The 23,847-nt window shown below is 56.8% G+C and carries 17 protein-coding genes; 11 read left to right on the top strand and 6 right to left on the bottom strand.

Annotated elements, in window-relative coordinates; translation table 11 throughout:
- The first annotated feature begins 38 nt into the window (after positions 1 to 38).
- The 5 genes from helD to J4772_RS07675 all read left to right on the top strand — a co-directional run bounded on the left by helD (position 39) and on the right by J4772_RS07675 (position 6,552).
- Entirely contained in the window at positions 39 to 2,396 is a 2,358-nt protein-coding gene (helD, locus tag J4772_RS07695; RefSeq protein ID WP_209074768.1) for an RNA polymerase recycling motor HelD, read from the top strand.
- Positions 2,393 to 4,195, top strand: coding sequence for a DNA helicase RecQ (recQ, locus tag J4772_RS07690; protein ID WP_209074767.1), 1,803 nt, complete (start codon positions 2,393 to 2,395; stop codon positions 4,193 to 4,195). Before helD ends, recQ begins: the two co-directional genes overlap by 4 nt.
- 92 nt (positions 4,196 to 4,287) lie before the next feature.
- Positions 4,288 to 5,373, top strand: coding sequence for an SGNH/GDSL hydrolase family protein (locus tag J4772_RS07685; RefSeq protein WP_209074766.1), 1,086 nt, complete (start codon positions 4,288 to 4,290; stop codon positions 5,371 to 5,373).
- A 317-nt stretch (positions 5,374 to 5,690) separates the two neighbouring features.
- Positions 5,691 to 6,062: a DUF4183 domain-containing protein gene (locus J4772_RS07680; protein WP_209074765.1), complete on the top strand. Its 372-nt coding sequence runs from the start codon at positions 5,691 to 5,693 to the stop codon at positions 6,060 to 6,062.
- Positions 6,063 to 6,168: 106 nt separating this feature from the next.
- Entirely contained in the window at positions 6,169 to 6,552 is a 384-nt protein-coding gene (locus tag J4772_RS07675) for a DUF4183 domain-containing protein (RefSeq protein ID WP_209074764.1), read from the top strand.
- A 68-nt stretch (positions 6,553 to 6,620) separates the two neighbouring features.
- On the opposite strand, the gene J4772_RS07670 is transcribed toward J4772_RS07675, so the two are convergent.
- Positions 6,621 to 7,229 carry a 3'-5' exonuclease gene (locus J4772_RS07670; RefSeq protein WP_209074763.1) on the bottom strand — a complete coding sequence of 203 codons (609 nt, stop codon included), beginning with the start codon at positions 7,227 to 7,229 and terminating at the stop codon, positions 6,621 to 6,623.
- A gap of 181 nt (positions 7,230 to 7,410) precedes the next feature.
- Positions 7,411 to 8,718, bottom strand: coding sequence for a uracil permease (gene uraA, locus J4772_RS07665; RefSeq protein ID WP_209074762.1), 1,308 nt, complete (start codon positions 8,716 to 8,718; stop codon positions 7,411 to 7,413).
- A gap of 164 nt (positions 8,719 to 8,882) precedes the next feature.
- Between uraA and J4772_RS07660 the strand changes: the two genes are divergently transcribed.
- Complete coding sequence (locus J4772_RS07660; protein WP_116062768.1) at positions 8,883 to 9,521, top strand: hypothetical protein; 639 nt, start codon at positions 8,883 to 8,885, stop codon at positions 9,519 to 9,521.
- Between the two features lie 416 nt (positions 9,522 to 9,937).
- Here J4772_RS07660 and J4772_RS07655 read toward each other — a convergent pair whose 3' ends face one another.
- Positions 9,938 to 10,810 carry a helix-turn-helix domain-containing protein gene (locus J4772_RS07655; RefSeq protein WP_209074761.1) on the bottom strand — a complete coding sequence of 291 codons (873 nt, stop codon included), beginning with the start codon at positions 10,808 to 10,810 and terminating at the stop codon, positions 9,938 to 9,940.
- 143 nt (positions 10,811 to 10,953) lie between these two features.
- Here J4772_RS07655 and J4772_RS07650 point away from each other — a divergent pair, with 143 nt between their 5' ends.
- From J4772_RS07650 to J4772_RS07640, 3 genes are all read left to right on the top strand, one after another.
- Positions 10,954 to 13,971, top strand: coding sequence for a glycoside hydrolase family 2 TIM barrel-domain containing protein (locus J4772_RS07650; protein ID WP_209074760.1), 3,018 nt, complete (start codon positions 10,954 to 10,956; stop codon positions 13,969 to 13,971).
- A gap of 45 nt (positions 13,972 to 14,016) precedes the next feature.
- Positions 14,017 to 16,368: a glycoside hydrolase family 95 protein gene (locus J4772_RS07645; protein WP_209074759.1), complete on the top strand. Its 2,352-nt coding sequence runs from the start codon at positions 14,017 to 14,019 to the stop codon at positions 16,366 to 16,368.
- A gap of 168 nt (positions 16,369 to 16,536) precedes the next feature.
- A complete protein-coding gene (locus J4772_RS07640; RefSeq protein ID WP_209074758.1) occupies positions 16,537 to 17,958 on the top strand; it encodes a SulP family inorganic anion transporter in 1,422 nt (473 codons plus the stop codon).
- Between the two features lie 58 nt (positions 17,959 to 18,016).
- Here the strand turns inward: J4772_RS07640 and J4772_RS07635 are convergent, their stop codons facing one another.
- A complete protein-coding gene (locus J4772_RS07635; protein ID WP_209074757.1) occupies positions 18,017 to 18,850 on the bottom strand; it encodes an AraC family transcriptional regulator in 834 nt (277 codons plus the stop codon).
- Between the two features lie 120 nt (positions 18,851 to 18,970).
- Here J4772_RS07635 and J4772_RS07630 point away from each other — a divergent pair, with 120 nt between their 5' ends.
- Both J4772_RS07630 and J4772_RS07625 read left to right on the top strand, forming a co-directional pair.
- Positions 18,971 to 20,293, top strand: coding sequence for an alpha-L-fucosidase (locus tag J4772_RS07630; protein ID WP_209074756.1), 1,323 nt, complete (start codon positions 18,971 to 18,973; stop codon positions 20,291 to 20,293).
- A gap of 70 nt (positions 20,294 to 20,363) precedes the next feature.
- Entirely contained in the window at positions 20,364 to 21,155 is a 792-nt protein-coding gene (locus J4772_RS07625) for a lipase family protein (RefSeq protein ID WP_209074755.1), read from the top strand.
- 10 nt (positions 21,156 to 21,165) lie between these two features.
- On the opposite strand, the gene J4772_RS07620 is transcribed toward J4772_RS07625, so the two are convergent.
- A complete protein-coding gene (locus J4772_RS07620) occupies positions 21,166 to 21,924 on the bottom strand; it encodes a response regulator transcription factor (protein ID WP_209074754.1) in 759 nt (252 codons plus the stop codon).
- The gene (locus J4772_RS07615) at positions 21,921 to 23,729 is read right to left on the bottom strand and encodes a sensor histidine kinase (RefSeq protein ID WP_209074753.1); all 1,809 of its coding nucleotides are present in this window, start codon (positions 23,727 to 23,729) and stop codon (positions 21,921 to 21,923) included. The genes J4772_RS07620 and J4772_RS07615 overlap by 4 nt, the downstream gene beginning before the upstream one ends.
- Positions 23,730 to 23,847: the final 118 nt, after the last annotated feature.

Here is a 23,847-nt window from a genome sequence, read left to right as displayed (position 1 = left end):
AGAGAATACGAAGTTTACGCGCAAGGAGTGAAAAAGGCATGGAGAACGGTTCCGAGTCTCCTCGGGAAGAGGAAGAGAAGCGGCTGCTTGCTGTATTGGAGCAAGTCGGCCGACGGATGCGCAAGGAGCTTTCCGTGCTCGGGGAGAGACGGGGCGACGTCGTCGGCATTCGCCAGGAATTCTGGGAGGACGTGCGGATGAACTTCTCGGATTCGTCCGAGGTTGCCGAGACGTGGACCAGCATCGTGCAGCAGGCCGAGGTGTTGGCCGAGCGCGAGCGCAGTCATCGCGTTGCCTCGGAGGCGGTGGAGCGGCTGACGAAGCAGTTCGATTCGCCGTATTTCGCCCGTATCGATTTCACGGAACGCGGAGGCGGGACGGAGGTCGTCTACATCGGCCGCGCGTCCTTGGTCGGCGAGGATGGGGAAACGTTCTACGTGTACGACTGGCGCGCTCCGGTGTCCAGCCTGTTCTACGATCATGAGCCGGGGCCAGCCGCCTATCGGGTGCCTGACGGCCAAATTGAAGGGGAGCTGGAGCTGAAGCGTCAGTTCGTCATTCGCGGCGGCCTGATGAAGCATATGTTCGATACGTCGGAGACGGTCGGGGACGAGATTTTACAGGCCGTGCTGTCTGAAGGTTCGGATACGGCGATGAAAAGCATCGTGGCGACGATCCAGAAGGAGCAGAACGGCATTATTCGCGATGAGAGACATAAGCTGCTCGTCGTGCAAGGAGCGGCGGGAAGCGGCAAGACGTCCGCCGCGCTGCAGCGGATCGCCTATCTGCTATACAGGTTTCGCGATGCGTTGACGCCGGATCAGATCATCTTGTTTTCCCCGAATCCCGTATTTAAAGGATACATCTCGCACGTGCTGCCCGATCTGGGAGAAGCGAACATGCGTCAGATGACGTTCCGCGAATTGATCGAAGCCCGGCTGGGGCGCCGGTTCGAGGTCGAGGATCTGTTTGCTCAGACGGAGGCGCTGTCTGAGCTGGATGGAACCGCCGAAGGAGAAGCCCGCGAGCGTGCGGTGAAGTACAAGGGCTCGGAGCATTTTTTCGTTACGGTGGAAAATTACTTGAAGCGGCTGGAGCGGGAAGGAATCAAGTTCCGTACGCTGCGGTTCCGGGATATGACGGTCGCCTCGTCCGAGGAGATCGCCGAACAGTTCTACGCTATTGAAGCGTCGGACGGCTTTGCCACGCGAACCGCGACGACGAAGCGCTGGCTGCTGCAGCGTCTGAAGGCGTGGGTAGATTCGCAGATGGGCGAGAAGTGGCTGGAGGAAGCGGCCGAACTGGTCGATCAGGAGGATATTCAGCGAGCGTACGTCGACGTTCGGCGCAGCGGCGGTTTTCATGACGAGGTGTTCGACGACGAGGAGCAGATGAGTCTGAGGCTGAAGCGGCAGGTCGCCGAGACGGCGATCGCTCCGATCGTCAAGGCGGTTCGCTCCTACCGGTTCATCGACGCGGTCGAGACCTACTCCGTGCTGTTCGAGAGTCGGCCCGTGTTTGCCGCATGCGCCCCGGATGGCAAGCTGCCGCAAGGCTGGGACTGGATGAGCCTGCGCGTCGAAGAGACGATCGGGCGCAAGCGGCTCGATCACGAGGACGCAACGCCGATTATGTACGTATCGGAAGCGCTGGAAGGCTTCCGCCGCGTCGAGGGCGACATTCAGCACGTATTCGTTGACGAAGCGCAGGACTATTCCCCGTTCCAGGCGGCATTCCTGCGCCGTCGGTATCCGCGGGCGCGGATGACCGTGCTGGGCGATTTCAACCAGGCGATCTACGTGCAATCGCAGGATAGCGGCGGCTTCGGCGGATGGACGAGGCTGATGGCTCCCGAAGTGACATCGGTATTGCGGCTGACGACGAGCTACCGTTCGACCGAGCAGATCGTCGATTTTACGAAAGGTATCTTGACACCCGAGGATGCGGCGAACATTTCACCTTTCCATCGCAGCGGAGAGCAGCCGCGCTTGATCGCCTGCGCCGATGCCGGCGAGCTTGGCGACCGCGCGTCGGCGGATATCGGAGGGCTGCTGGCAAGAGGCAGCGGGACGATCGGCGTTATTACGAAAACGGCAAGCGAGGCCGCGGATGCCGAAGCGCTGCTCAAGGAGATGCTGGCGGACGACGTGCCTCTGACGCTGGTGACGGGAGGCTCTGCCGAGCTGCCGAAGGGCGTATCGGTGCTGCCATCTTATCTGGCCAAAGGAATCGAGTTCGACGCCGTGCTCGTCTGGGACGCTTCTTCGAAGCGTTACGGACAAGAGAAGGACCGTAAGCTGCTTTACACCGTATGTACGCGTGCTTTGCATGTTTTGCATATTTATTGGGCGGGCGAGCCTTCACCATGGCTTCCCGGAACGGAGGTAGCAAGATGAATCAAGCCGCATTGGATGCGTTGAAAACCTATTACGGCTACGACCGGTTCCGCTCCGGACAGGAGAGGCTGATCGAAGCGATATTGGACGGACGCGACGTGCTCGGCATTATGCCGACGGGAGCGGGCAAATCGATCTGCTATCAGATTCCGGCGCTGCTGCTGGACGGCGTAACGCTGGTCGTCTCTCCGCTGATCTCGCTGATGAAGGATCAGGTGGACTCGCTGAACGCGGCGGGCATCGAGGCGACTTATATCAACAGCTCTCTCTCCGCTTCGGAAACAAGCAAGAGAATGAGAGACGTGGCCGCAGGCCATTACAAGCTGCTCTATATCGCGCCGGAACGGCTAGAATCGGAGCAGTTTCGCGCGATGATTCGCCGTCTCGAAGTGCCGCTGATCGCGGTGGACGAGGCGCACTGCGTCTCGCAATGGGGGCATGATTTTCGCCCGAGCTACATGACGATCGTCCGGCTGCTGCAGGACATTGAACCGCGGCCAGTCATGGCCGCGTTCACAGCGACGGCGACGGACGTCGTTAAGGACGACATTGTGGAACGGCTGAAGCTGCGCGATCCTTCGCGGGTAACGACCGGTTATGCGCGAAGCAATCTGGCCATGTCGGTCGTTCGCGGCGCAGACAAACGGGATTTCGTAGAAAGATATATTAGAGAGCATGCGGATCAGGCGGGCATTATCTATGCTTCCACGCGCCGCGAGGTGGAGAGCGTCTATTCTTTCGTGCGCAGCCTTGGCGTTCCCGTCGGAAAATATCACGCGGGTTTAAGCGAGGAGGAGCGAGCCGAGACGCAGGAAGCTTTCCAGCGCGACGACCTGCAGATTATCGTCGCCACGAACGCCTTCGGCATGGGCATCGACAAGTCCAACGTCCGCTATGTCATTCACAACAATATGCCGAAAAATCTCGAAGCCTACTATCAGGAAGCCGGCCGCGCCGGAAGGGACGGGGATCCGGGCGAGTGCGTGCTGCTGTTCTCGGCGCAGGACGTCGTGACGCAGAAGTTTTTTATCGAACAGAGCGAGGCCGACGAGGAGCGCAAGCGCAACGATTACCGTCTGCTCAACGACATGGTCCAATATTCGCATACCGGCGACTGCCTGCAGCTGGCGATCGTGCGCTATTTCGGCGAGGAAAACGGACAAGCTTGCGGCACGTGCGGCAATTGCACGGATACGCGCGAGAGCAAGGACGTGACCGAGGAAGCCAAGTTTATATTCGCCTGTATCTCCGAGATGAAGCAGCGCTTCGGGGTGACTTTGACGGCGAAAGTGCTTCGAGGCGCGAACGACGCGAAGATTAAGCAATTCAACTTCGATCGGCTCCGGTCTTACGGCCGTCTGAAGCATATGGCCGAGAAGCCGCTTGTGCAGCTCATCCACGCGCTTGTGGCCGACGGCTACTTGCGTATGTCGGATACGGCTTATCCGGTCGTGCAGCTGATGGAGCCTGTGCTTGCCGTGATGCGCGGCGAAGAGCTCGTCTATCAGAAAGTCGAGCCGGATACGCCCCCGGCTTCGCGCAGCCGCTCGCGCGGAAGCGGGTCGTCCGCTCCGGTCGCGAACGTGGAGCTGTTTAACGCCCTGCGTCAGCTGCGCAAGCAGATCGCCGATTCCGAGGGGCTGCCGCCGTTCGTCATCTTCCATGACGCGACGCTGCGGGAGATGTGCGAGGCGATGCCGGAGTCCGAACGAGAGATGCGCAGCGTAAAAGGCGTCGGCGCCGCCAAGTACGAGAAATACGGGCTGGCATTTCTGCAGTTGATTCGGGAGTATCGGTAATTGGGTCGAATCCCCGCTTATCCGACCGTTAATCTTGCTAGAAACGAGAAAGATAAGTAATCTCTTAATAGAGGGAAAAAGGAGGAAAATCCGTGCAAACCGTTATACGCCATCGAAAACCTTTGTCCATCTTCAAGGAAAAATTGCAAAGCGGCAACGTAACGTTAGGTTTCTTGGGCGGCTCGATTACCGATGCGGCGCCGGGTCACAACTGGCCGGAAGCCGTCGTCGCATGGCTGGTCGACGCTTATGCGGATGTCCGGTTCAAGGTCGAGAACGCGGGCATTGGCGCAACGGGAAGCGATTTAGCCGTCTTCCGCGCTAAGAGGGATATTCTGGATAGGGGATGCGATCTTGTTTTTGTCGAATATGCAGTGAACGACTATTTCGAACCTAATTCCAAGAGGGCGCGTTCCCGGGAAGGTCTGATTCGCCGTCTGCTCTCCGCAGGAATCGAGGTCGTCCTCGTCTATACGTACATTCAAGAGATGTACGAGGATATGGCGGCCGGCCGGGTTCCCGATTCGATCGCGGAATTCGAAAGGATCGCGGAGCATTACGGAATCGGCAGCGTATGGATGGGACTGCATGCCTTCGACGAAGTCCGCAGAGGAATTATGAAGTGGGAAGAGTGGCTTCCGGACGGGCTGCATCCGACCCACCGGGGAAGCTTATCATATGCCCAAAGCGTAATTCGGTTTTTGGAAAAGGAATTGTCTATCGAAGTCTCCAAGTCTTCCGGAAGTTCTCCGCTGCCGGCTCCGCTGGAGCCCCTTGCATGGGAGAATGTAGAGAGGCTCTCTTTCGACGATGTTCAAGGCTCGGGCCCCTGGACGATTCGCCGTTCTTCGAACTCATGCTGGATGGATCAGCTTTTATCGACCTCAGCCGTCGGGGCGAAGCTGGAATTCGCTTTTACCGGCCGTGGTCTCGCAATGGCTTTCGATTTCGGCAAAACTTCCTCCGAATTCCGCTATCGCGTGGACGGAGGGGAGTGGCAGCTGAGCGGCCGCGACCGGCCGAATTGGTGTCCCGATCGGGGCTGGTACAGATTGTTTCTGATCGCCGACGAACTGCCGGACGGCCCTCATCGTTGCGAGGTCGAAGTCGTTCACGGAAACCGGGAAGGTTGTACGGGGACTCGATTCGATCTGGCTTTTATCGGCGAAATCCGATAACGAAACGAGGCGCCTTGCTGGATTACGGACGTATAGCCGAGAATCCCAACGCCTACTTTAGGCAGATAGAAGAGAATCTCTTGCGGGGGGTTCTCTTTTTTTCGCTTTATAGTTGATGGTCTATTCCGGCAGGAGACGTCTGCGTACTATAGACAATAGAGGATTTTTTGCAGCAAGGGAGTGGGGAAATGGCCATAGCTGGGGGACGGAGGCGTTCGGGGATAAAATGCTCCTGCCGGACGAAACGGTTGTGCAGACGCTCGTCCAAACGCGGGCGCGCGAAAAAGAAACGACGTCCGCTTAGGAAACGGGGGAGCTTGAGCCGGAGGAGAGCGGTTCCGCCGACCGTGGTGCCGACGAGCGGCGCCGATCAGTCGCGTCTTCCAACCGTGAGCGTTCGTCCAATCGTCCAACGCTATTTTTATTTGCCCGCGGACGACATTCCCTTGACGGAAGAGCTGGTCATACCCGCAACTCGGTTCGTCGATGACCACGGCGAACCGGCGGAATCGTTCCCCGATCATCGTCAGGAAGGATACTTCAATCTCTACGTTAACGGACTTCTGCAGGAAGGCCAGCTTTTTCGCGTAGATTCCCGATCGGTTTCCGTCGCGTCCACGGGACAGAGGATACTGGCAGGTACGCCGATTATTTTGGAATCTGTCGGGTTTATCGCCAAAGTATCCTAAAATAGGATTTCGACCATCGTAATCGCCCGATCGCCGAGGGTTCTTCTGAATAGAATATGAGGAAAGGATATAGCATGTCCAGCAGGTAGCGGAGGAGGGATGATTCATGGCATTGCAACTGATGAAGCTGGCGGTAAGCGCAACGACAACGACGACCGTAGATCCTGCGTCGACGAGGTATTTCTATGTGACGACCGCAGTTACGGCAGCCGGCGCGACCTTAACGATCGACGCAGCGAGTTTCTTCGACGATACGGGCGCGCCGGTCGAGAGTCTGCCCGCTCTTAACGCGAGCAACAGCTACTTCAACGTCTACGTAAACGGCATTCTGCAGATGGAGGGCATCAGCACATACACGCCCGGTGCAACGGGCGTGGGATCGCTGGCGATCGCCGTACCAGCCGGAGGGGATTCGATCTTGAGCGACACGCCGGTAGTGCTGGAGACCGTCGTTTTCGTACCGACTTCCACGACTACGGTATCGACGTAAGATTAGCGTTGCGAAAGAAAAGCATCCGGAGGATACGGTCGCCCGTATTCTCCGGATGCTTGTTTTCGTTAAGCGTACTTGATCTCGACCGGTACGAGATTCGCTTGCAGGGGACTCCACTTGGGCACGCCGTACTTCGTCATGTACCCGAGCGTATTCAGAGACGGTTCTACGCTTTTCTCTTCATTCATTTTCTCCAGCAGCTTCCAGCAGGCGATGATATCGTTGAGCGAACGGTGCGCGCCTTCCAGTACGATGCCGTAGCGGTCGCACATGTCTTTAAGATTATGAGGGTATGTATGCCGTTCTCTGGCGATCGTCAGCGTATCGAGAAAATCGTTATTGAACGACCGCTTGGCGAATCTCATCAGCGCGTGATGCAGAAATCCGAGGTCGAACAGGGCGTTATGGGCGACGATAATGCTGTCCCCGATAATCCGGTTCAGGATGCGGAAGGAGGTTTCTTCGTCCATTCCGTGAACGAGATCGGCGGACGTAAGACCGGTGATCTCGGTAATTTTCGGCGCCAGCGCTCCTTCGAAGCGGACCAGCGTCTGAAATTGGCTGACGATCTCTCCGCCGTAGCAGCGGATGGCCGCCATCTCGATAACGCGGTCGCGTGCCGGGTCCAAACCGCTCGTCTCGAAATCTAGCACGGTTATGTTGTCCAGTTTCATTAAGATTTCCTCCTTGCAGATGCGAATAAGCTCGTAAAGTGGCACAATACGGATAATGCTGTCACTTCTACATTACCATAATTCGCCTGCGGAATTCTAATTGAAATCCACAGCTTGGGCAGCCGCAAAAAAAACGCCGAAGGGACTGAAAGCTCCCTCCGGCGTACAGAATCCGATTCAATTAATGCTTCGCGGTGTCGACCGCATCTTCGTTTTCGTTGGACAGCTTGGAGATCTCGAACAGCTTGAACAGCAGGCTGAACACGATAGCGACGACCGTCGCAAGCGCCATGCCGGTCAGCTCGAAGTCTCCCGACTTGATCTTGAGTCCGCTCAGGCCGACGACGAGTACGATCGTAGTCAAGAACAGGTTGGTCGGCTTGCTGTAGTCGACCTTCGATTCGACGAGCATCCGCAAGCCGGATGCTGCGATGATTCCGAACAGCAGCAGCGAGATGCCGCCCATGACCGCTACCGGAATGTGAGCGATCAGAGACGAGAATTTGCCGAGGAAGCTGAGCAGGATGGCAATGATCGCAGCTCCTCCGATGACGAATGTGGAGTATACGCGCGTCATCGCGAGCACGCCGATGTTTTCCCCGTAGGTGGTGTTCGGCGTCGCTCCGACAAATCCGGACAGCATCGTCGACAGCCCGTTGCCAAGCATCGAGCGGTGCAGACCCGGGTCTTTGGACAAATCCTTGTTCACGATGTTGCTGGTGACGATCAAGTGTCCGACGTGCTCGACTACGACGACAAGCGCCGCAGGCACGATAGTCAGAATGGCCGTCCAATGGAACACGGGAGTCGTGAACGTCGGAGAGTCGAGCCAGCTCGCTTCGTCCAGGAAGCCGAATTTGATCTCGCCCATCGCGTAGGCAAGCACGTAGCCGAACACGATGCCGATCAGAATCGGAATGATCCGCATGAAGCCGCGGAACAGTATGTTGCCTAAAATCGTGACCAGCATAGTCGCTACTGAAATGATGACCGTGTTTGCGTCCATACTCCATTCGGCATCGCCGGCAGGAGCGATCCATCCCGCCATTTGAGCGGCGACCGGGATCAGCTCAAGACCGATAACAGCGACGATTGCGCCCATGGCCGCGGGAGGAAACACGACGCTGATCCAGCCGGTTCCAGCGTATTGAATCAAAATCGCAACCAAGGTGAACACTACGCCTGCGATGATAAAGCCGCCCAGCGCAGCCGGATAGCCGTCGCCCTCGGAGGCATACATGCCGATAACGGCGCCTGCCGGAGAGATGAAGGCGAAGCTGGAGCCGAGATAGGCGGGAATTTTGCCTTGGCAGATCCACAGATACAGCAGCGTGCCGATACCGTTCATCAGCAGGCAGACTGCGGGATCTACGCCGAGGAGATTCGGGACAAGCACGGTGGAGCCGAACATTGCAAACAAATGCTGCAAGCTCAGCGTAACGCTTTGCCCGAGTGGGGGGCGCTCATGAACCCCGATTTCGCGTTTCATAATGTGTTTCCTCCAATAGTCGTCTGTTCATTCGTGAATTTCCTTGTTGATTCTACATAGTCTCCCATCCTTTTGGCAAGCGTTTTCTATGAATTTGCTGCTGCTCTTTCGTTTTCTGTTGGCTATAATAGATAAAAGAGCCGAAATTATGAGGAGGACCATCTTTGAATCACAAGGTTACAATCAACAAGAAGGAAATTGCAGTTACGTTCACTAGCTATTACGATACCGAGCTGGGGGACTTTTTATTTAAGCAGGTGATGTGCGACGTCTACATGCCGGGAAACGAGGTCGTTCCGATCGACGTGGAGAAGGAGCAGATTCGGCGCGTCGTCGAAGGCTTCAAGAAGCGCAAGGAGCTGTACGACGAGATTCCGAAGGAAAAAATCAAAGGCAAAGACTTTTACGTCATCAATACGAAAATGCGGTACGATCTGGATTGGCTGAAAGGAAGGAAGCAGGAGCGCCCGATGTCGCTGGCCGAGCACGAGAAGCTGAAGGCGGATGCGGCGCGCGGCATTAAGCCGGCTCCGAAGCCGATCGAGGAGGAGCCGGAGGAAGCGCCGGCGCCGACGAAGCGCGAGCCGGTTGCGCCGGAGTACAAGGACGGCAGACGGAAATATCTACTCGCCCAAGGCTTCAAGCATAATCTGGCTACGAACAACTGGGAGATCAAGGACATTCGTTTTCCCGACGCCAAGATCGACAAAGCCGCTTCCGACGCCGAATTCGAGGAAGGCATGAAGCGGCTGCTGGACGCGTCCTATCAGAACCATCTGAAGCGCAGGAATACGAAGTCTTGATTTTATGCGGCTTGCGAAGGTTGCTTCAGTAGGCTTTGTTACCTTGTTTTCGTAAAAATGTGACACCTAAAGAGACGCCAAGAGCAGCAGCTCAAGGCGTCATTTTCTTATTGGCGATTCAGAAAGTCTAAGTGTGGAACATGTGAATTTTGTACGATGAACCGTATAGATGCCGCGATTTTGTGAGGCGCTGCGTCCATTTTGTGTGGTTTCTCGTACAAAATACGGAGTTGGAAGGGGCGGAACGGCGGATTTGTACGATAAATCGTACAAGTTCGAGTTGACCTCAAATAAACGAAGAGGGCCGAATTTTGCATGGAATTTCACCTAAAGTTGACGTGTGCGACGACAAACGGCTCACCCCACTCCACCCCAACTCGGCCTAATCGCAAGAACGATCAGTCCCCATTAATTCACTACGCGTCCGTCTCCGTTTGAGCCGCCGCTTCCCGCCCGTACTGAAGCCTGTACTTGCCGGGAACGACGCCGTATACGCGGCGGAACTCGCGGGTAAAGTAGGTCGGCTCCATGCCGACGCGAAGCGCGATCTGGCTGATCGACATGCTTTCGCCCGTCTCCAGCAGCAGCTGTCCCGCTTTAAGCCGGACGCGGCGCAAATACTGCAGCGGCGTCGTCTGGAACGTCTGCAGGAACAGCCGCGTCAGCTGCTTCTGCGAATAGCCGACCTGCTCGGCCAGATGAGAAATGCTGATGTCCCGATGCATGTAATCCTGCAGAAACTTAGCCGCTTTGAGCGCGGTCGGGGAGCGCGAAGCTTCGGGAAGCGGCCGCAGCAGCTCCGGCGGGCTCCGGTCCTCGCAGCTTTGCTTGCGCAGTTCCGTCAGCAGGGCGAAGAGCTGCTCCGAGGCTGCCCAAGCGTCGTAATCGGGGCCGGAGTGAAGCCAAATGCTCTTCAGCAGCTTTAGCAGACGATCCGCGGAACGGACAGATAGGACGGAGGAGGCGTCGCCGAATCCCCACGAAGCCAAAGCGACTTCCGAGCCATGAAAGGAGACGAAGGCGAGCAGCCAGTCTCCTTCGACGACCGGCATGTATTCGTTCGGAAAGCCGGCGGGGACATACAGCACGGTATTTTCCTCAAGGATGTCCCATTTGTTCTGTCCAAGCAGGTGTGCTCGCCCCCTGCCCGACACCGTGATCAGCAGCTGGTGGGCGGAAAATCCCTCCATACGGCTAAGCACGCCCTGCTGCTCCATCCCGACTGTGTAGACGGTGAACGGAACAGGGTGCTCCTCCGGTGAAAAGTTGGAGCGCAGCCCCAGCTTCATTCCTCCCGCCTCCTCTTAAAAATGTCCATTTTGTACGAGAATGTGTCCCTTCCGAGGGTTGTATGATCCAGTATAGCACAATCTATAATGGAACTATGCACGCTATCGAATCTATCGAAGAAATCGGGAGGACGATTAAACAGATGATCTCTATTGCGAAATATTGGGAGGATCTCTCCATCCTGCAGGTCAATCGCGAGCCGGCCAGAGCGAACGGCATTCCCTATGCCGACCGGAGCTCCGCGGCATCGGGCAAGCGGAGCCGCTCTCCCTACTACGGCACCCTGAACGGAAGCTGGAAATTTCGATACTACGACAGCGTCCAGGACGTTCCGCAAGATTTCTATGAAGAGAACGCCGACCGCTCGGAGTGGGATGAACTGCTTGTTCCGTCCTGCTGGCAGGTGAACGGTTACGACCAGCTTCATTATACAAATGTCAATTATCCGATTCCGTGCGATCCGCCGTACGTCCCGGACCGCAATCCGGCCGGATTGTACGCAAGAGAGTTCGAGCTGGCGGACGATTGGACGGACAAGGAAAAATATATTGTGTTCGAGGGCGTCAACTCCTGCTTCTACGTGTGGGTCAACGGCAGTTTTGTCGGCTACAGCCAGGGCAGCCGCGTTCCTGCCGAGTTCCGGCTGACGGGCCTAAGAAGCGGAACGAACCGGATTGCGGTCATGGTGCTGAAATGGTGCGACGGGACGTATCTTGAGGACCAGGACGCTTGGCGTTACTCCGGCATTTTTCGGGACGTTTATTTGTTGGCGAGGGATCAGGCGCATGTGCGCGATGTGTTTCTAAAGCAGGAGTTGTCGGAAGATTTCGGTGCGGCCGTGCTGAACGTCGAAGTGGAAGCGGTTGGCGACGTTCGGGTGTCCGCTATTTTGACGAATGCGGAAGGCGCACAGATCACCTCCGGGGAGTCGGACGTGCCCAATGCGGCGACGATTCGCTTGACTCTAGACCGTCCCCAGCTGTGGAACGCAGAAAATCCATATCTTTATCGCCTGTATGTGCAGGCCGGCGACGAAACGTTTTATTTTCCGGTAGGGTTCCGCAAGGTGGACGTCGAGGGCGGGGTATTCCGCATTAATGGGAAAGCGGTCAAGCTGAAAGGGGTCAATCGGCACGACTCGCACCCTTCGCTGGGCCAGACGATTCCGCTGAACCATATGATCCGCGATCTGAAGCTGATGAAGCGCCACAACGTCAACACGATTCGCACGTCTCACTATCCGAACGATCCGCGTTTTCTCGACCTGTGCGACGAATTCGGTTTCTACGTCATCGACGAGGCGGATTTGGAGTGCCATGGCATCGGCAGCGCCGATAACGCCATTGAGGGCGAAATTCACCGGCTGACGAACGATCCCGACTGGCGCGACGCCTTCCTGGATCGCGCGGTGCGGATGGTCGAACGGGACAAAAATCATCCGTCCGTCATCATTTGGTCGATGGGCAACGAATCGGGCTACGGCGACAATCATATCGCGATGCAGCAATGGACGAAGGCCCGCGACGATTCCCGTCTCGTTCACAACGAGGGAGGCGCTCCGATCAACAAGGGCAGCACGGATACGGAAAGTTTGGACATAGAGAGCCGGATGTACGCTTCTCCGGCCGACATCGAAGCCTACGCGCAAAATCCGGACAACCGCAAGCCGTTGTTCCTGTGCGAATACAGCCATGCGATGGGCAACGGCCCCGGCGATCTGCATGATTATTGGGAAATCATCTATCGCTATCCGAAGCTGATGGGCGGCTGCGTCTGGGAATGGACCGATCACGGTATCGCGACAGAGACGCCCGAAGGCGTCGCTTACTTCGCTTACGGAGGCGATTTCGGCGACATGCCGAACGACGGCAACTTCTGTATCGACGGGCTCGTTACGCCGGATCGGAAACCGCATACCGGCTTGCTGGAGCTTAAACAGGTGATCGCCCCGGTCGCGATCGCCAAGTCCGATGCAGAAGAAGGGCAGTACGAAATCCGCAATCTGTACGATTTTACCGATTTGTCGCGGACATACGTTCAGTGGAAGCTGGAGGAGGACGGGAAGATCGTTCGTCAAGGCACGATCTGGCAGCTCGATGCCGCTCCGCAGCAGGCCCAGCTTCTTAAGCCGGATCTCGGTCAGGCTTCCTCGTCCGCTCGTCAACTGACGTTCACGGTGCGAGCGAAGGAGGAGACGCCGTGGGCGGAAGCGGGCTACGAGATGGCCTTCGCTCAGTTCGAGCTTGGGAACGCATCTGCAAGAGCGGCTTCCATGGATGCGGCCGCATCGTCGATTCAGGCGCGTGAATCCGGCTCGGAGCTTATGCTTACGGGCAGGAATTTCCGCTATGCGTTCGATCTGGCCGCAGGCGCGTTCAACAGCTTGAAGAAGCATGGAGTGGAAATGCTGGCAGCTCCGACGAGCTTCGCGATCTGGAGAGCGCCGACCGATAACGATATGCACATCAAGCGGCAATGGTTCGACGAAGGCTATGACCGCGCGGAGATGAAGGTGTATGCGTGCGAATGGCGGCAGCGCGACGAAGGAAAGGTCGAGATCGAGGTGCGTTTCTCGCTTGGCGGCTACATTCGTCGTCCTCTGCTGAACGGAGAGGCGAGATGGACGATCGACGGCGCCGGGCAGATCGCGTTGGCCGTGCAGGCGAACGTTCGCGAAGGGCTTCCGTATTTGCCGCGTTTCGGACTGCAGTTGACGATGCCGCAGGGCAACGAGGAAGTCGAATACTTCGGCTACGGGCCGCACGAGAGCTACGTCGACAAGCGTCGCAGCGTGAAGAAGGGCCGGTATTTGCAGACGGTGGACGAGATGTTCGAACCGTATATCTATCCGCAGGAGAACGGGGCGAGATACGATACGGAATGGGCGATCGTGTCCAACGAGCTGGGAATGGGGCTTCGTTTCGAGAGCGGCAGGCCGTTCTTGTTCGGAGCGTCCCACTATTCGGCAGAGGAGCTGACCCGCGCTACCCATGCCCATCTGCTGCGCAAGAGCGATCGGACGATCGTTCATCTCGACTACCGGATGAGCGGCGTCGGTTCGAATTCCTGCGGTCCGCAGCTGGCGGAAAAATACCGCTTCGACGAACGGGAGTTTGCGTTCGATCTGTTGATTAAGCCGGTATTTAAGGAAGACGAGTAAACGAAACGGCACAATTCGTAAAAACGAGTGCAGGGGGAGAAGCAGGTGAAGCTGCAGTACGACAAACCGGCTTTCAGGTGGACGGAGGCGTTGCCGCTGGGCAACGGCCGAATCGGAGCGATGCATTTCGGAGGCGTCGAACGCGATCGAATCGGACTGAACGAGGATACGCTATGGTCGGGCACTCCGGCTAAGGACGGCAACAACGCGCAAGGGATCGAGGTTCTGCCGGAGGTTCGCAAGCTGGTGCGGGAAGGCCGCTACGAGGAGGCCGATCTGAAGAGCAAGGAAATGATGGGCGATTATTCGCAATCGTATTTGCCGTTCGGAAACCTGCTGCTTACATTCGGCCACGGGGACGCGCATCGCTCGTATCGACGTTCCCTTGATCTGGACGACGCGCTGTCGCGGGTCAAATACGAGATTGGGGGAGTGAGCTACAGCCGAGAGCTGTTTGTCTCGCATCCCGACCGGGTGCTCGTTGTGCGGCTGGAGGCCGACGAGCCGGGAGCGCTTGAGATTCATGCGCGCCTGGACAGTCCGCTGCGTCATGCGACCTCAATCGAGGACGGGCGGCTCGTTATACGCGGCATCGCTCCGGAGCATGTCTCCCCCAACTATCGCGATACTCCGAATCCGATTGTCTACGGCGACGCCGAGACCTCCCAGGCGATTCGCTTCGCGGGCGTTTTGCACGTCTCCGCGGAAGGCGGGAGCGTGCGCGCGGACGGAGACGGCCTGCATGTCGTCGGCGCGCGCAGCGCCACGTTTATCTTTGCCGCCGCCACAACCTTTAGCGGAATTCCGGACGCGGCGACGGAGGCGGGGAAGCACCTGGACGTAGCGACGGGCAAAACGTATGCTGCGCTTAGGGACGATCATATCGCCGACTACCGCGCTCTGTACGGAAGAGTCAAGCTGAAGCTTGGCGAACGCGTCTCGCCCGAAGGGATGTCGACCAACCGGCGGATTTCCGATTTCGGTTCCTCCGATCCGAATCTCGTCGAGCTGCTGTTCCAATATGGCCGGTACTTAATGATCGCCGGCTCCCGCCCGGGCACTCAAGCGTTGAATTTGCAGGGCATATGGAACGATCTGACCCGTCCGCCGTGGAGCAGCAACTACACGGTCAATATCAATACGCAGATGAACTATTGGCCTGCGGAGACGGCCAATCTGTCGGAGTGCCACGAGCCGCTTATTTCGTTGATCGGCAGAGTGGCGCAGACCGGACGTACAACCGCGAAGGTTCATTATGGCTGCGGAGGCTGGGTCGCACATCACAACGTCGACCTGTGGGGACACTCGGCACCCGCGGGGGGACGGGGGGCGGGCGACGCCTCTTGGGCGATCTGGCCGATGGGCGGCGTCTGGCTGGCGCAGCATCTGTGGGAGCATTACGCCTTCGGCGGAGATGCAAATTATTTGCGGGATACGGCGTATCCGACGATGAAGGAAGCGGCGCAGTTCTGCCTCGATTTCCTTGAAGAGGACGAGAACGGCCGTCTATTAACCAGTCCGTCGACTTCACCTGAGCATAAATTTCGCTATAACGGCAAGCTGGCCGCCATAAGCCAAGCGTCGACGATGGACATGTCGCTCATCTGGGACCTGTTCACGAATTGCATAGAAGCGGCCGATGCGCTGGGAGCGGACGAACGGTTTGCGGAGGAGCTTCGCGCCGCCAGAGCGAAGCTGTATCCGCTTCAGGTCGGACGGGACGGGCGGCTGCAGGAATGGTTCGAGGACTTCGAAGACGAGGATCCGCAGCATCGCCACGTTTCGCATCTGTTCGGCGTGTATCCGGGCAGGCAGCTGACGGAGCGGGATACGCCGGAGCTGTTCGCCGCTGCGCGCCGTTCGCTGGAGCTGCGCGGCAACGAGGGCACAGGCTGGAGTCTCGGCTGGAAGGTTGGGCTGTGGGCGCGCTTCCGCGACGGCAGCCAAAGCTACGATCTGCTGACGAACTTGATGCGGCTTTCCGAAGAGGGCGAGAATTACTCCCGCGGCGGGCTGTATCCGAACCTGTTCGACGCGCACCCGCCGTTCCAGATCGACGGCAATTTTGCCGCGACGTCCGGCATCGTCGAGATGCTGCTGCAATCGCACCGGAATGTGCTGGAGCTGCTTCCGGCGCTTCCCGACATTTGGCCCAGCGGCAGCGTGGAAGGACTGCGGGCTCGCGGCGGATTCGAAGTGGACATTCGCTGGCGGGAAGGCTGCCTGGAGGAGGCGGAAGTCCGATCCTTGCAGGGACGGGATTGCGAAATCGCGGACGCGGAAGGGTTGATCGTCACGTTGGACGGGGAGGAAGTCGCCAACCAACGCTCCGAACGAGGAGGAATCCGGTTTGCTACCGAGCCGGGGCGGACGTACCTCATTCGTTCCACTTTGTAGAATATAGCAGTTCAAACAAGGAGCCGGCATTGCCGCGTTCCTTGTTTTTCTTGGGGCTGCCTCTGGCAGCCTATTTTCGGGAAGTTTCCGATAGACGTATCGAGAGCTTAGGTGTATTATCTACAAGGTGTGTTGTAGCGCAGCAAGAAAAGGAGAACGAGAGCGAGCATGTTACACCGATTCCAAACAACCTGGTTTTCCAACATAAGAGCGGACGTATTGGCCGGAATTACGACCGTGCTGGCACTGATTCCCGATTCGCTGGCGTTCGCGTTCATCGCCGGCGTTAACCCGATGATCAGCATCTACTCTACCATCTGCATTCTCGTGCTGATCTCGTTTTTCGGCGGCCGCCCGGGAATGGTTTCGTCCACGGCAGGCTCCATGTCCGTGCTGATGACGGCGCTGGTGGCCCGCCACGGCGTGGAATATTTGTTCGCGGCGACGATTCTGACAGGCATAATTCAATTCGCGATGGGCGCGTTGAAGATGGGGAGATGGATGAGCTTTGTTCCTCATTCCGTCGTAACCGGGTTCATTAATTCGCTGGCCATTTTGCTGTTTATATCTCAATTACGCTATTTTGACGGACAGTCCTGGCCGATGTACGCGATGGTCGGGGCGACGCTGGCGATCATCTATCTGTTCCCGAAGCTGACCAAAGCCATCCCGTCGCCGCTCGTCGCCGTAAGTGCAATGACGCTTGTCGTCTTCGTCGGCCAGATGGGGCTGGGCACGGTCGGGGACATTGCGACGATCGAGCCGATGCTCCCTTTTCTGCATATTCCCGCTATTCCGTTTACCTGGGAGACGCTGTGGATATTGCTGCCTACCGCGTTTTCGCTCGCCGTCGTCGGTTACTCCGAGACGCTGCTGACCCAAACGATTATCGACGAGATGACCGAGGAGAAAACGAGCAAGGATAAAGAGATGAGAGGGCAGGGGATCGCCAATACGGTGACGGGCTTTTTTGGGGGAATGGCCGGCTGCGCGCTTGTCGCGGAGTCCGCGATCAACGTCAAGGTCGGCGGCCGCGGCCGTCTGTCCACGCTTGTCGCGGCTCTGTCGCTCCTTGTGCTCGTATTCCTGCTGAAGGATGTGCTGAATGCGATTCCGATCGCCGCATTGGTCGGCGTTATGCTGATGGTATGCATCGAGGTGTTCGATTGGAGCTATTTGCGGGACATTAGACGCAAGCCGTTCGCGCATACGTTCATTATGGTCGTCACAGTGGCCATCGTCGTGGTCACCCATGATCTGGCGATCGGGGTTATTGTCGGTGTCCTGTTGAGCGTACTGCTCTATGCTTACCGTTCGGCCACGAAGCTGGACATTCGCGACGAATGGGACGGACGGGAGCGGGTATATCGCATTAGAGGCCAGCTGTTTTTCGTCTCCAGCGACAAGCTGATGGATCGCATCGACTTTAACGACGAGGCTCAGAGTATATGCCTCGACCTGACCGACAGCCATGTTTGGGATCACTCAGCGGCAAAAACGCTCGATAAAATCGTGGTCAGACTGGAGAGCAAGGGAAAGAAGGTGCGCGTACTGCGGCAGGAGGTCGACTCCGAGGTGAAGCCGGCTTAATGTTAATTTAGATTGGGTGGGCCGTCTGCCCCGGACTCCATGCGTCCGGGGCAGACGGCTATACGCCCCGATTCCGGTACTCCGTAGGACTGCAGCTGTTTTCCCGGCGGAACGCTTTGGCGAAGTGGTTCGTGTCGACGTATCCGACGCGCTCCGCCACTTCTTTGACGGACAGCGAGGTTGAGCTTAGCAGCTCCCTCGCTTTTTGCATTCTTCTGCGGTTTAAATATTTAAGCGGGGACACCCCGAACTGTTTGTTGAAGTAGCGCACGAGATAGTTCGGATGCAGATGGACGTGTCTAGCCAGCTGTTCAAGCGTAACGGGCTTCGCCAGCTGCTCTTCGATATACCGTTCGATCAGGTCGAGCCGCTGCACGTCGGACGACCGGCCCGGAAGCACGCGGATTTCCGTTCCCGCCTCCGCCAGCAGCAGCGCGACGAGCTCAAGCATGACGGCTTTCTCCCGGATTCGCGAGAGGAAGGCGCCGTCCGCATGCAGCGCGGCCAACTCCTCGAGCAGCGTTTGCCACCGGTCATGCTGCCGAACGTCGATGCAATGGGGAACGTCGAACCATTGGAACAGGTCCAACTCGCCGATCGTGGCCGTAAAATGACACCAATATTTTTCATAGGTATTGTCGCTTATGACGGAATAGGACTGCTTCACATTCGCGGGCATAAAGACGATCTGACCCGGCTTGGGGTAATATTCGGCATCACCGATTTTGACCCAGCCTTCTCCGTCGCAAATATAATACAGCTTATTGTAATCGGGAACGTAGTCCAGCTCCCGCCAGTGGGACGTACAGCGCGTATAATAAGCGTCTATCGGCTGAACCTTCAGGTTGCGAAGCAGCTCGGACAAATAGACGGAACGTTCGTTAAGCGGCACTTGTCGGTCACCTCGAAGTAGTTAATCGTATCCCCATAAAGGCTAATTGCCAACCTTGTTGATTATAGCATTTGGTTGCTAATCTAGGGATATCCGATAATCAGGATGGAGGCCAAAGAGATGTCAACCTACGGCGAGCAAATCAGAGAAAGAACGCAATGGTTTCTGCAAGACCGCTTCGGCATGTTTATCCACTGGGGCTTATATTCGATTCCGGCCCGAGGAGAATGGGTCAGAAACGGAGAAAGAATCAGCAACGAGGATTACCAGGTTTATTTCGACGAATTCAACCCGGACAAGTACGATCCGAAGGCTTGGGCGAGAGCGGCCAAGGACGCGGGAATGAAGTATGCGGTACTAACGGCCAAGCATCACGACGGCTTCTGTCTGTTCGACAGCAAGCTGACCGAATACAAGTCTACCCATACGAAAGCGGGCCGCGATCTAGTGCGCGAGTTTCTGGAAGCTTTCCGCGCCGAGGGTTTGAAGGTCGGTCTCTACTATTCGCTGATCGACTGGTATCATCCCGATTATCCGGCCTATGGCGATCGCATCCATCCGATGCGCGACAACGAGGCGTACAAGCGCGATCCGGCAACGTTTGGCACGTACTTGGAATATATGCACGGCCAGGTGCGCGAGCTGCTTACCGATTACGGCAAGCTGGACATTATGTGGTTCGATTTCTCCTACGATGAGATGAAGGGGGAAAAATGGCGCGCGACCGAGCTGATGCAGATGATCCGTTCGCTGCAGCCGCACATTGTCGTGGACAATCGGCTGGAGGCGAGCGGCGAAGAGGGCGGTTCGATTTATTCGAGCGAGCCGAGCTTCTATTCCGGGGATTTCGCTTCTCCCGAGCAGATCATTCCGCCTAGCGGCGTCGTGAACGAGAACGGGGAGTCCATCCCATGGGAAGCGTGCATCACTCTGAACAACAACTGGGGCTATGCGGCCGCGGACAAAACCTACAAAACGGCGAGAACGGTCATCCGCAAGCTGGTCGAATGCGTCAGCAAAAACGGCAATCTGCTGCTGAACGTCGGACCGGATGCCAGAGGAGAAATTCCGGTGGAATCGCTGCGGATTTTGGATCAAATCGGCCGGTGGATGGAGCGCAACGGAGACAGTATCTACGGATGCGGCCAGGCGTCTCTTCCGAAGCCGGACTGGGGCCGTTACACGAAAAAAGGCAACAAGCTCTACGCGCATCTGTTCGAGGAGAGCATCGGCCCCATTAATTTGGCCGGTCTCGCCGGGAAGATCAAACGGGCGCGGCTATTGGCCGACGGCTCCGAGCTGTTCGTCTCCCGTCCGTGGAATGCCGTCATGTACCCGGACGACGCATTCTTTAACTTTGCTCAGCCCGAGCATTTTACGTATCCGCTTCCGGACGATCAGGACACCGTCGTGGAAATTTTACTTGAGGAAGCCGACGGCTAACTAAAGGATAAGCACCAACAGGCGCTCCCGTTAATAGGCTACTGGAAAGGCTTTTACGGGGGCGCTGCCGATGGAAGGGTTCAACAATCGTACGGCGATTTTTCTGGCTGCGGTATGCAGCCAGACCTATGCGCAGTGGAACAACCCGGACGGAGCGTTCGTCGTTCCCCGGCCGTTCGAGTTTGTCGGCGAAATTCGCTCCAAATCGCTGCTCGGCGAATCCGAGAAATTCGGCTTCGTGCTGCAATCCGACACGCATGCAATCGTCGCCTTCCGCGGCACAAGCTCGACGTCGGACTGGGCGTCCGATGCTCTGGTCAGTCAGGTCAAATTTAAGTTCGTCAGAAACGCCGGAATGACTCACCGCGGTTTTACCGACATATACGGCGGGGCGAGGGCGGGAATTTCCTCTTGCCTGAGACGGATTTCCCCGGACAAAACGCTGTACGTTACCGGCCATAGCCTGGGAGGAGCGCTGGCGACGCTATGCGCGCTCGATTCGGCGGCGGGAACGAAGTTTCGTCACCCGGTCGTCTATACGTACGCGGCTCCGCGCGCCGGCGATCCGGACTTCGCGAAAGCGTACGACGGCAAAATCGCGCGCAGCTTCAGAGTGTGCAACTCGTTCGATGTCGTCACTCATCTGCCGCCCTCGACATTGACGATGCCGAAGACCGACAGAACGTTTTACTACCAACACGTTCGTCGCTCCGAACAGCTCAGCTTCCACAACGGCTCGGTTGCAGGCAATCACGGCATCGGCAGCTACTATGCGGAATTGGCGGCAAGAGATCCGCTGTTCGCGCTGCAGTTAAGCGAATACAATCCCGGCTTCTGTCCGGGCGTCACCCTCGACCTTTGAACCGCGAATTTTATTGGGACTGCTCCCGATACTCGCTTGGCGTCTTGCCGACATGTTGCTTAAAGACGAGCATGAAGTGCTTCGGGCTTTGATAGCCGGATTGGTGCGCCACATCGTAGATCTTCAGATGGGTCGTGGCGAGCAGATGCTTGGCGCGTTCCAGACGAACGCCGGCAATGTAATCCGACAGATTGCGCCCGGTCTCCGCTTTGAACAGCTGGCTCAGATAGGCAGCGTTAATTCCCGCATATTCCGCAAGCACTTGCAGTCTTAAGTCTCCGTCAGGGTTGGCGTCGATCGATTCCTTTACCTTGCGGATTAAACGTCTGTTGTCCCCGCTTTTGGACTTGGGCAATCCCGGGTCCTCTTCGTCTTCCGCGGTATCGCGAGCCGCCTGAGGAGCCAGTCGGCTCGCGACGCCCGTAACGAGGGAAATCAACGCACGACGATTGATCGGCTTAAGCAAATAATCGGTCACCTTGTAACGGATGGCCTGCTGAGCATATTCGAACTCTTCGTATCCGCTGATAATGACGACAGGCATATCCGCGTAGAGCTGGCGAATTTTGCGAATGAGCGTCAGCCCGTCCATCTCACGCATCCGGATGTCCGTAATGACCATATTCGGTACGTGTCTTTGCATATAGGTCCATGCATCCCCGGCATTATCGAATTCCGCGATCGCGAAGCCGTCCGGGGAAATATCCTCGAGAATACTGCGGATGCCTTGGCGGATGACCGCCTCGTCTTCGACGACGATGATTTTCATAGTGTTTCCTCCTTGCGAATCGGAACGGTAATTGTAAAGGACGCTCCGCGTCCCGGCGTTCCGTCGATATCCAGCCCGTATTCGGGGCCGTAGATAAGGACAAGCCTCTGATGAATATTGCGAAGCGCAAGTCCTTGCCTCTGTCCGCTGGCTTCCAGCGGCTGATCCGTCCGCAGCGATTGCCTGAGCTGCAGCATTTCTTCCTCGTTCATTCCTTTCCCGTCGTCCTTGACGGTAAGCAATAGCACCTCTTCGAGCCGCACGGCCGAGACCCAAATCGTTCCCTCTCGTTTCATATCGTCAAACCCGTGAATGATCGCGTTCTCCACCAGCGGCTGAAGCAGCAGCTTGGGCACTCTGATTCTCTCGTAGGCTTCGTCTGCGTCCACAATCAGCTTGAGCCGGTTGCCGAATCGGTTATTCTGTATCATCATGTACGCCAGAACGGACTCTAGTTCCTCCCGCAGCTCGACCAACCGGTCGTATTTGTCCACCGTGTATCGAAGGAACTGCCCCAGGGCATGCACCGTATCGGATACCCGATAATCACTCGACTGGATGGCCATCATATTGATAGATTCCAGCGTATTGTAGATAAAATGCGGGTTGATCTGGCTTTGTAGCGCGGACAATTGAGCTTCTTTTTCCTTCAGGCTGATCAGATAAACCTCGTTGACCAACCGGTCGATTTCCTCGGTCATCAAGTTGAATTCACGGCTCAGGTGGCCAAGCTCGTCACGGGAATCGATCTCCACCGTCTGACGCAGCTTGCCCTGGCGGACGAGCAGCATTTTACGCCGCAGTTGCATGAGCGGACGGGTTAGCTTATACGATGTAAATACCGCCAGCAATCCGGCGAAGCCAAGGCAGAGCAGGCCGAACAAGATCGTCGACCGCAGCAGCGGTTTCGTCTCTTCCAGCAGCGAATCGACCGGATTAAAGCTGACGATCCTCAGCCCGGAGAAGCTGGAATGTCCAGCGGTCGTCAAATAGTCGAGCCCGCCGATGCGCAGCTTGGTCGCCTCGTTCTCCTTCGGGATGCTTGCGTTAAGAAAATCCTCGTCGGATGAGGCTTCGAGCCCGCTCTGTCGATAGAACAGCTCGTTCCGGTCGTTAACGACGAACAGATTGCCGATCTGCTTGTTCTGGTAGTTGGCTGACAGCCGGGTGAATAATTCGTCGGTAAAATCGACCTTGATCATGCCGATCACCTGAGCCGAGCTCGGCTCCAGAATGAGGCTGGCCATCGATACGCTGCCGTCCTGCGGCTGCTGAAGCAAGTAATCGGAGCGTTGACGAGGCAGAATAACCCAGCGGCCTTCGGCCAGCTTGATGCGTTCGATCCATTCCTTCCGGCCGGGCGGCAGCGCCGGACGAATGTTGTCGGGCGCGACATTGCTGAAAATATAGCCGTTATTCGTTATGATCTGTACGCCTTTAATATAAGATCGGCTGAAGTCGTAACCGGCGATATATTGGAAAATGCGCGTCCGTTCATTTACATCCGGTGCCTTGTCGACCGAATCGAGGCTGTATTTTTCCAGAATGCCCAGCAATTCTTGGTTATAGAGCACCATAAGGGAGAACTTCTGCATATCGTCGCGGAGCGTGCGCTCCAGGTCGGTATTCATCTGTTTGATGATTTGCTCCGTATAGCCGATGGCCTGCCGATCCAGCGCTCCCGAGAAATTACGGAATGTAATCGCGCTTTGAAAACCGAGTGGAATTAAAATCAACAACAGAAAAAGAACGACGAATTTTGTGCGCAGAGTCCAAGCGGAGAAAGTTCTGAGCGCGGTTATCACGATGTCACCTGCTTGTCCAAAAAGGAGTGGTTTTAAAAAATCGTACTAAATCTATAACTCGGATGGTTTCGACAAATATAGCGCTTACATTATGCTGGATTCATTCCAAGAGAAAAGG

The organism is Cohnella sp. LGH (assembly GCF_017671885.1).
In the GTDB taxonomy this organism is placed as follows: Bacteria; Bacillota; Bacilli; order Paenibacillales; family Paenibacillaceae; genus Cohnella; species Cohnella phaseoli.
Note: the sequence above shows the minus strand (reverse complement) of the source record. Positions and strands in the feature narration are given on the sequence as shown.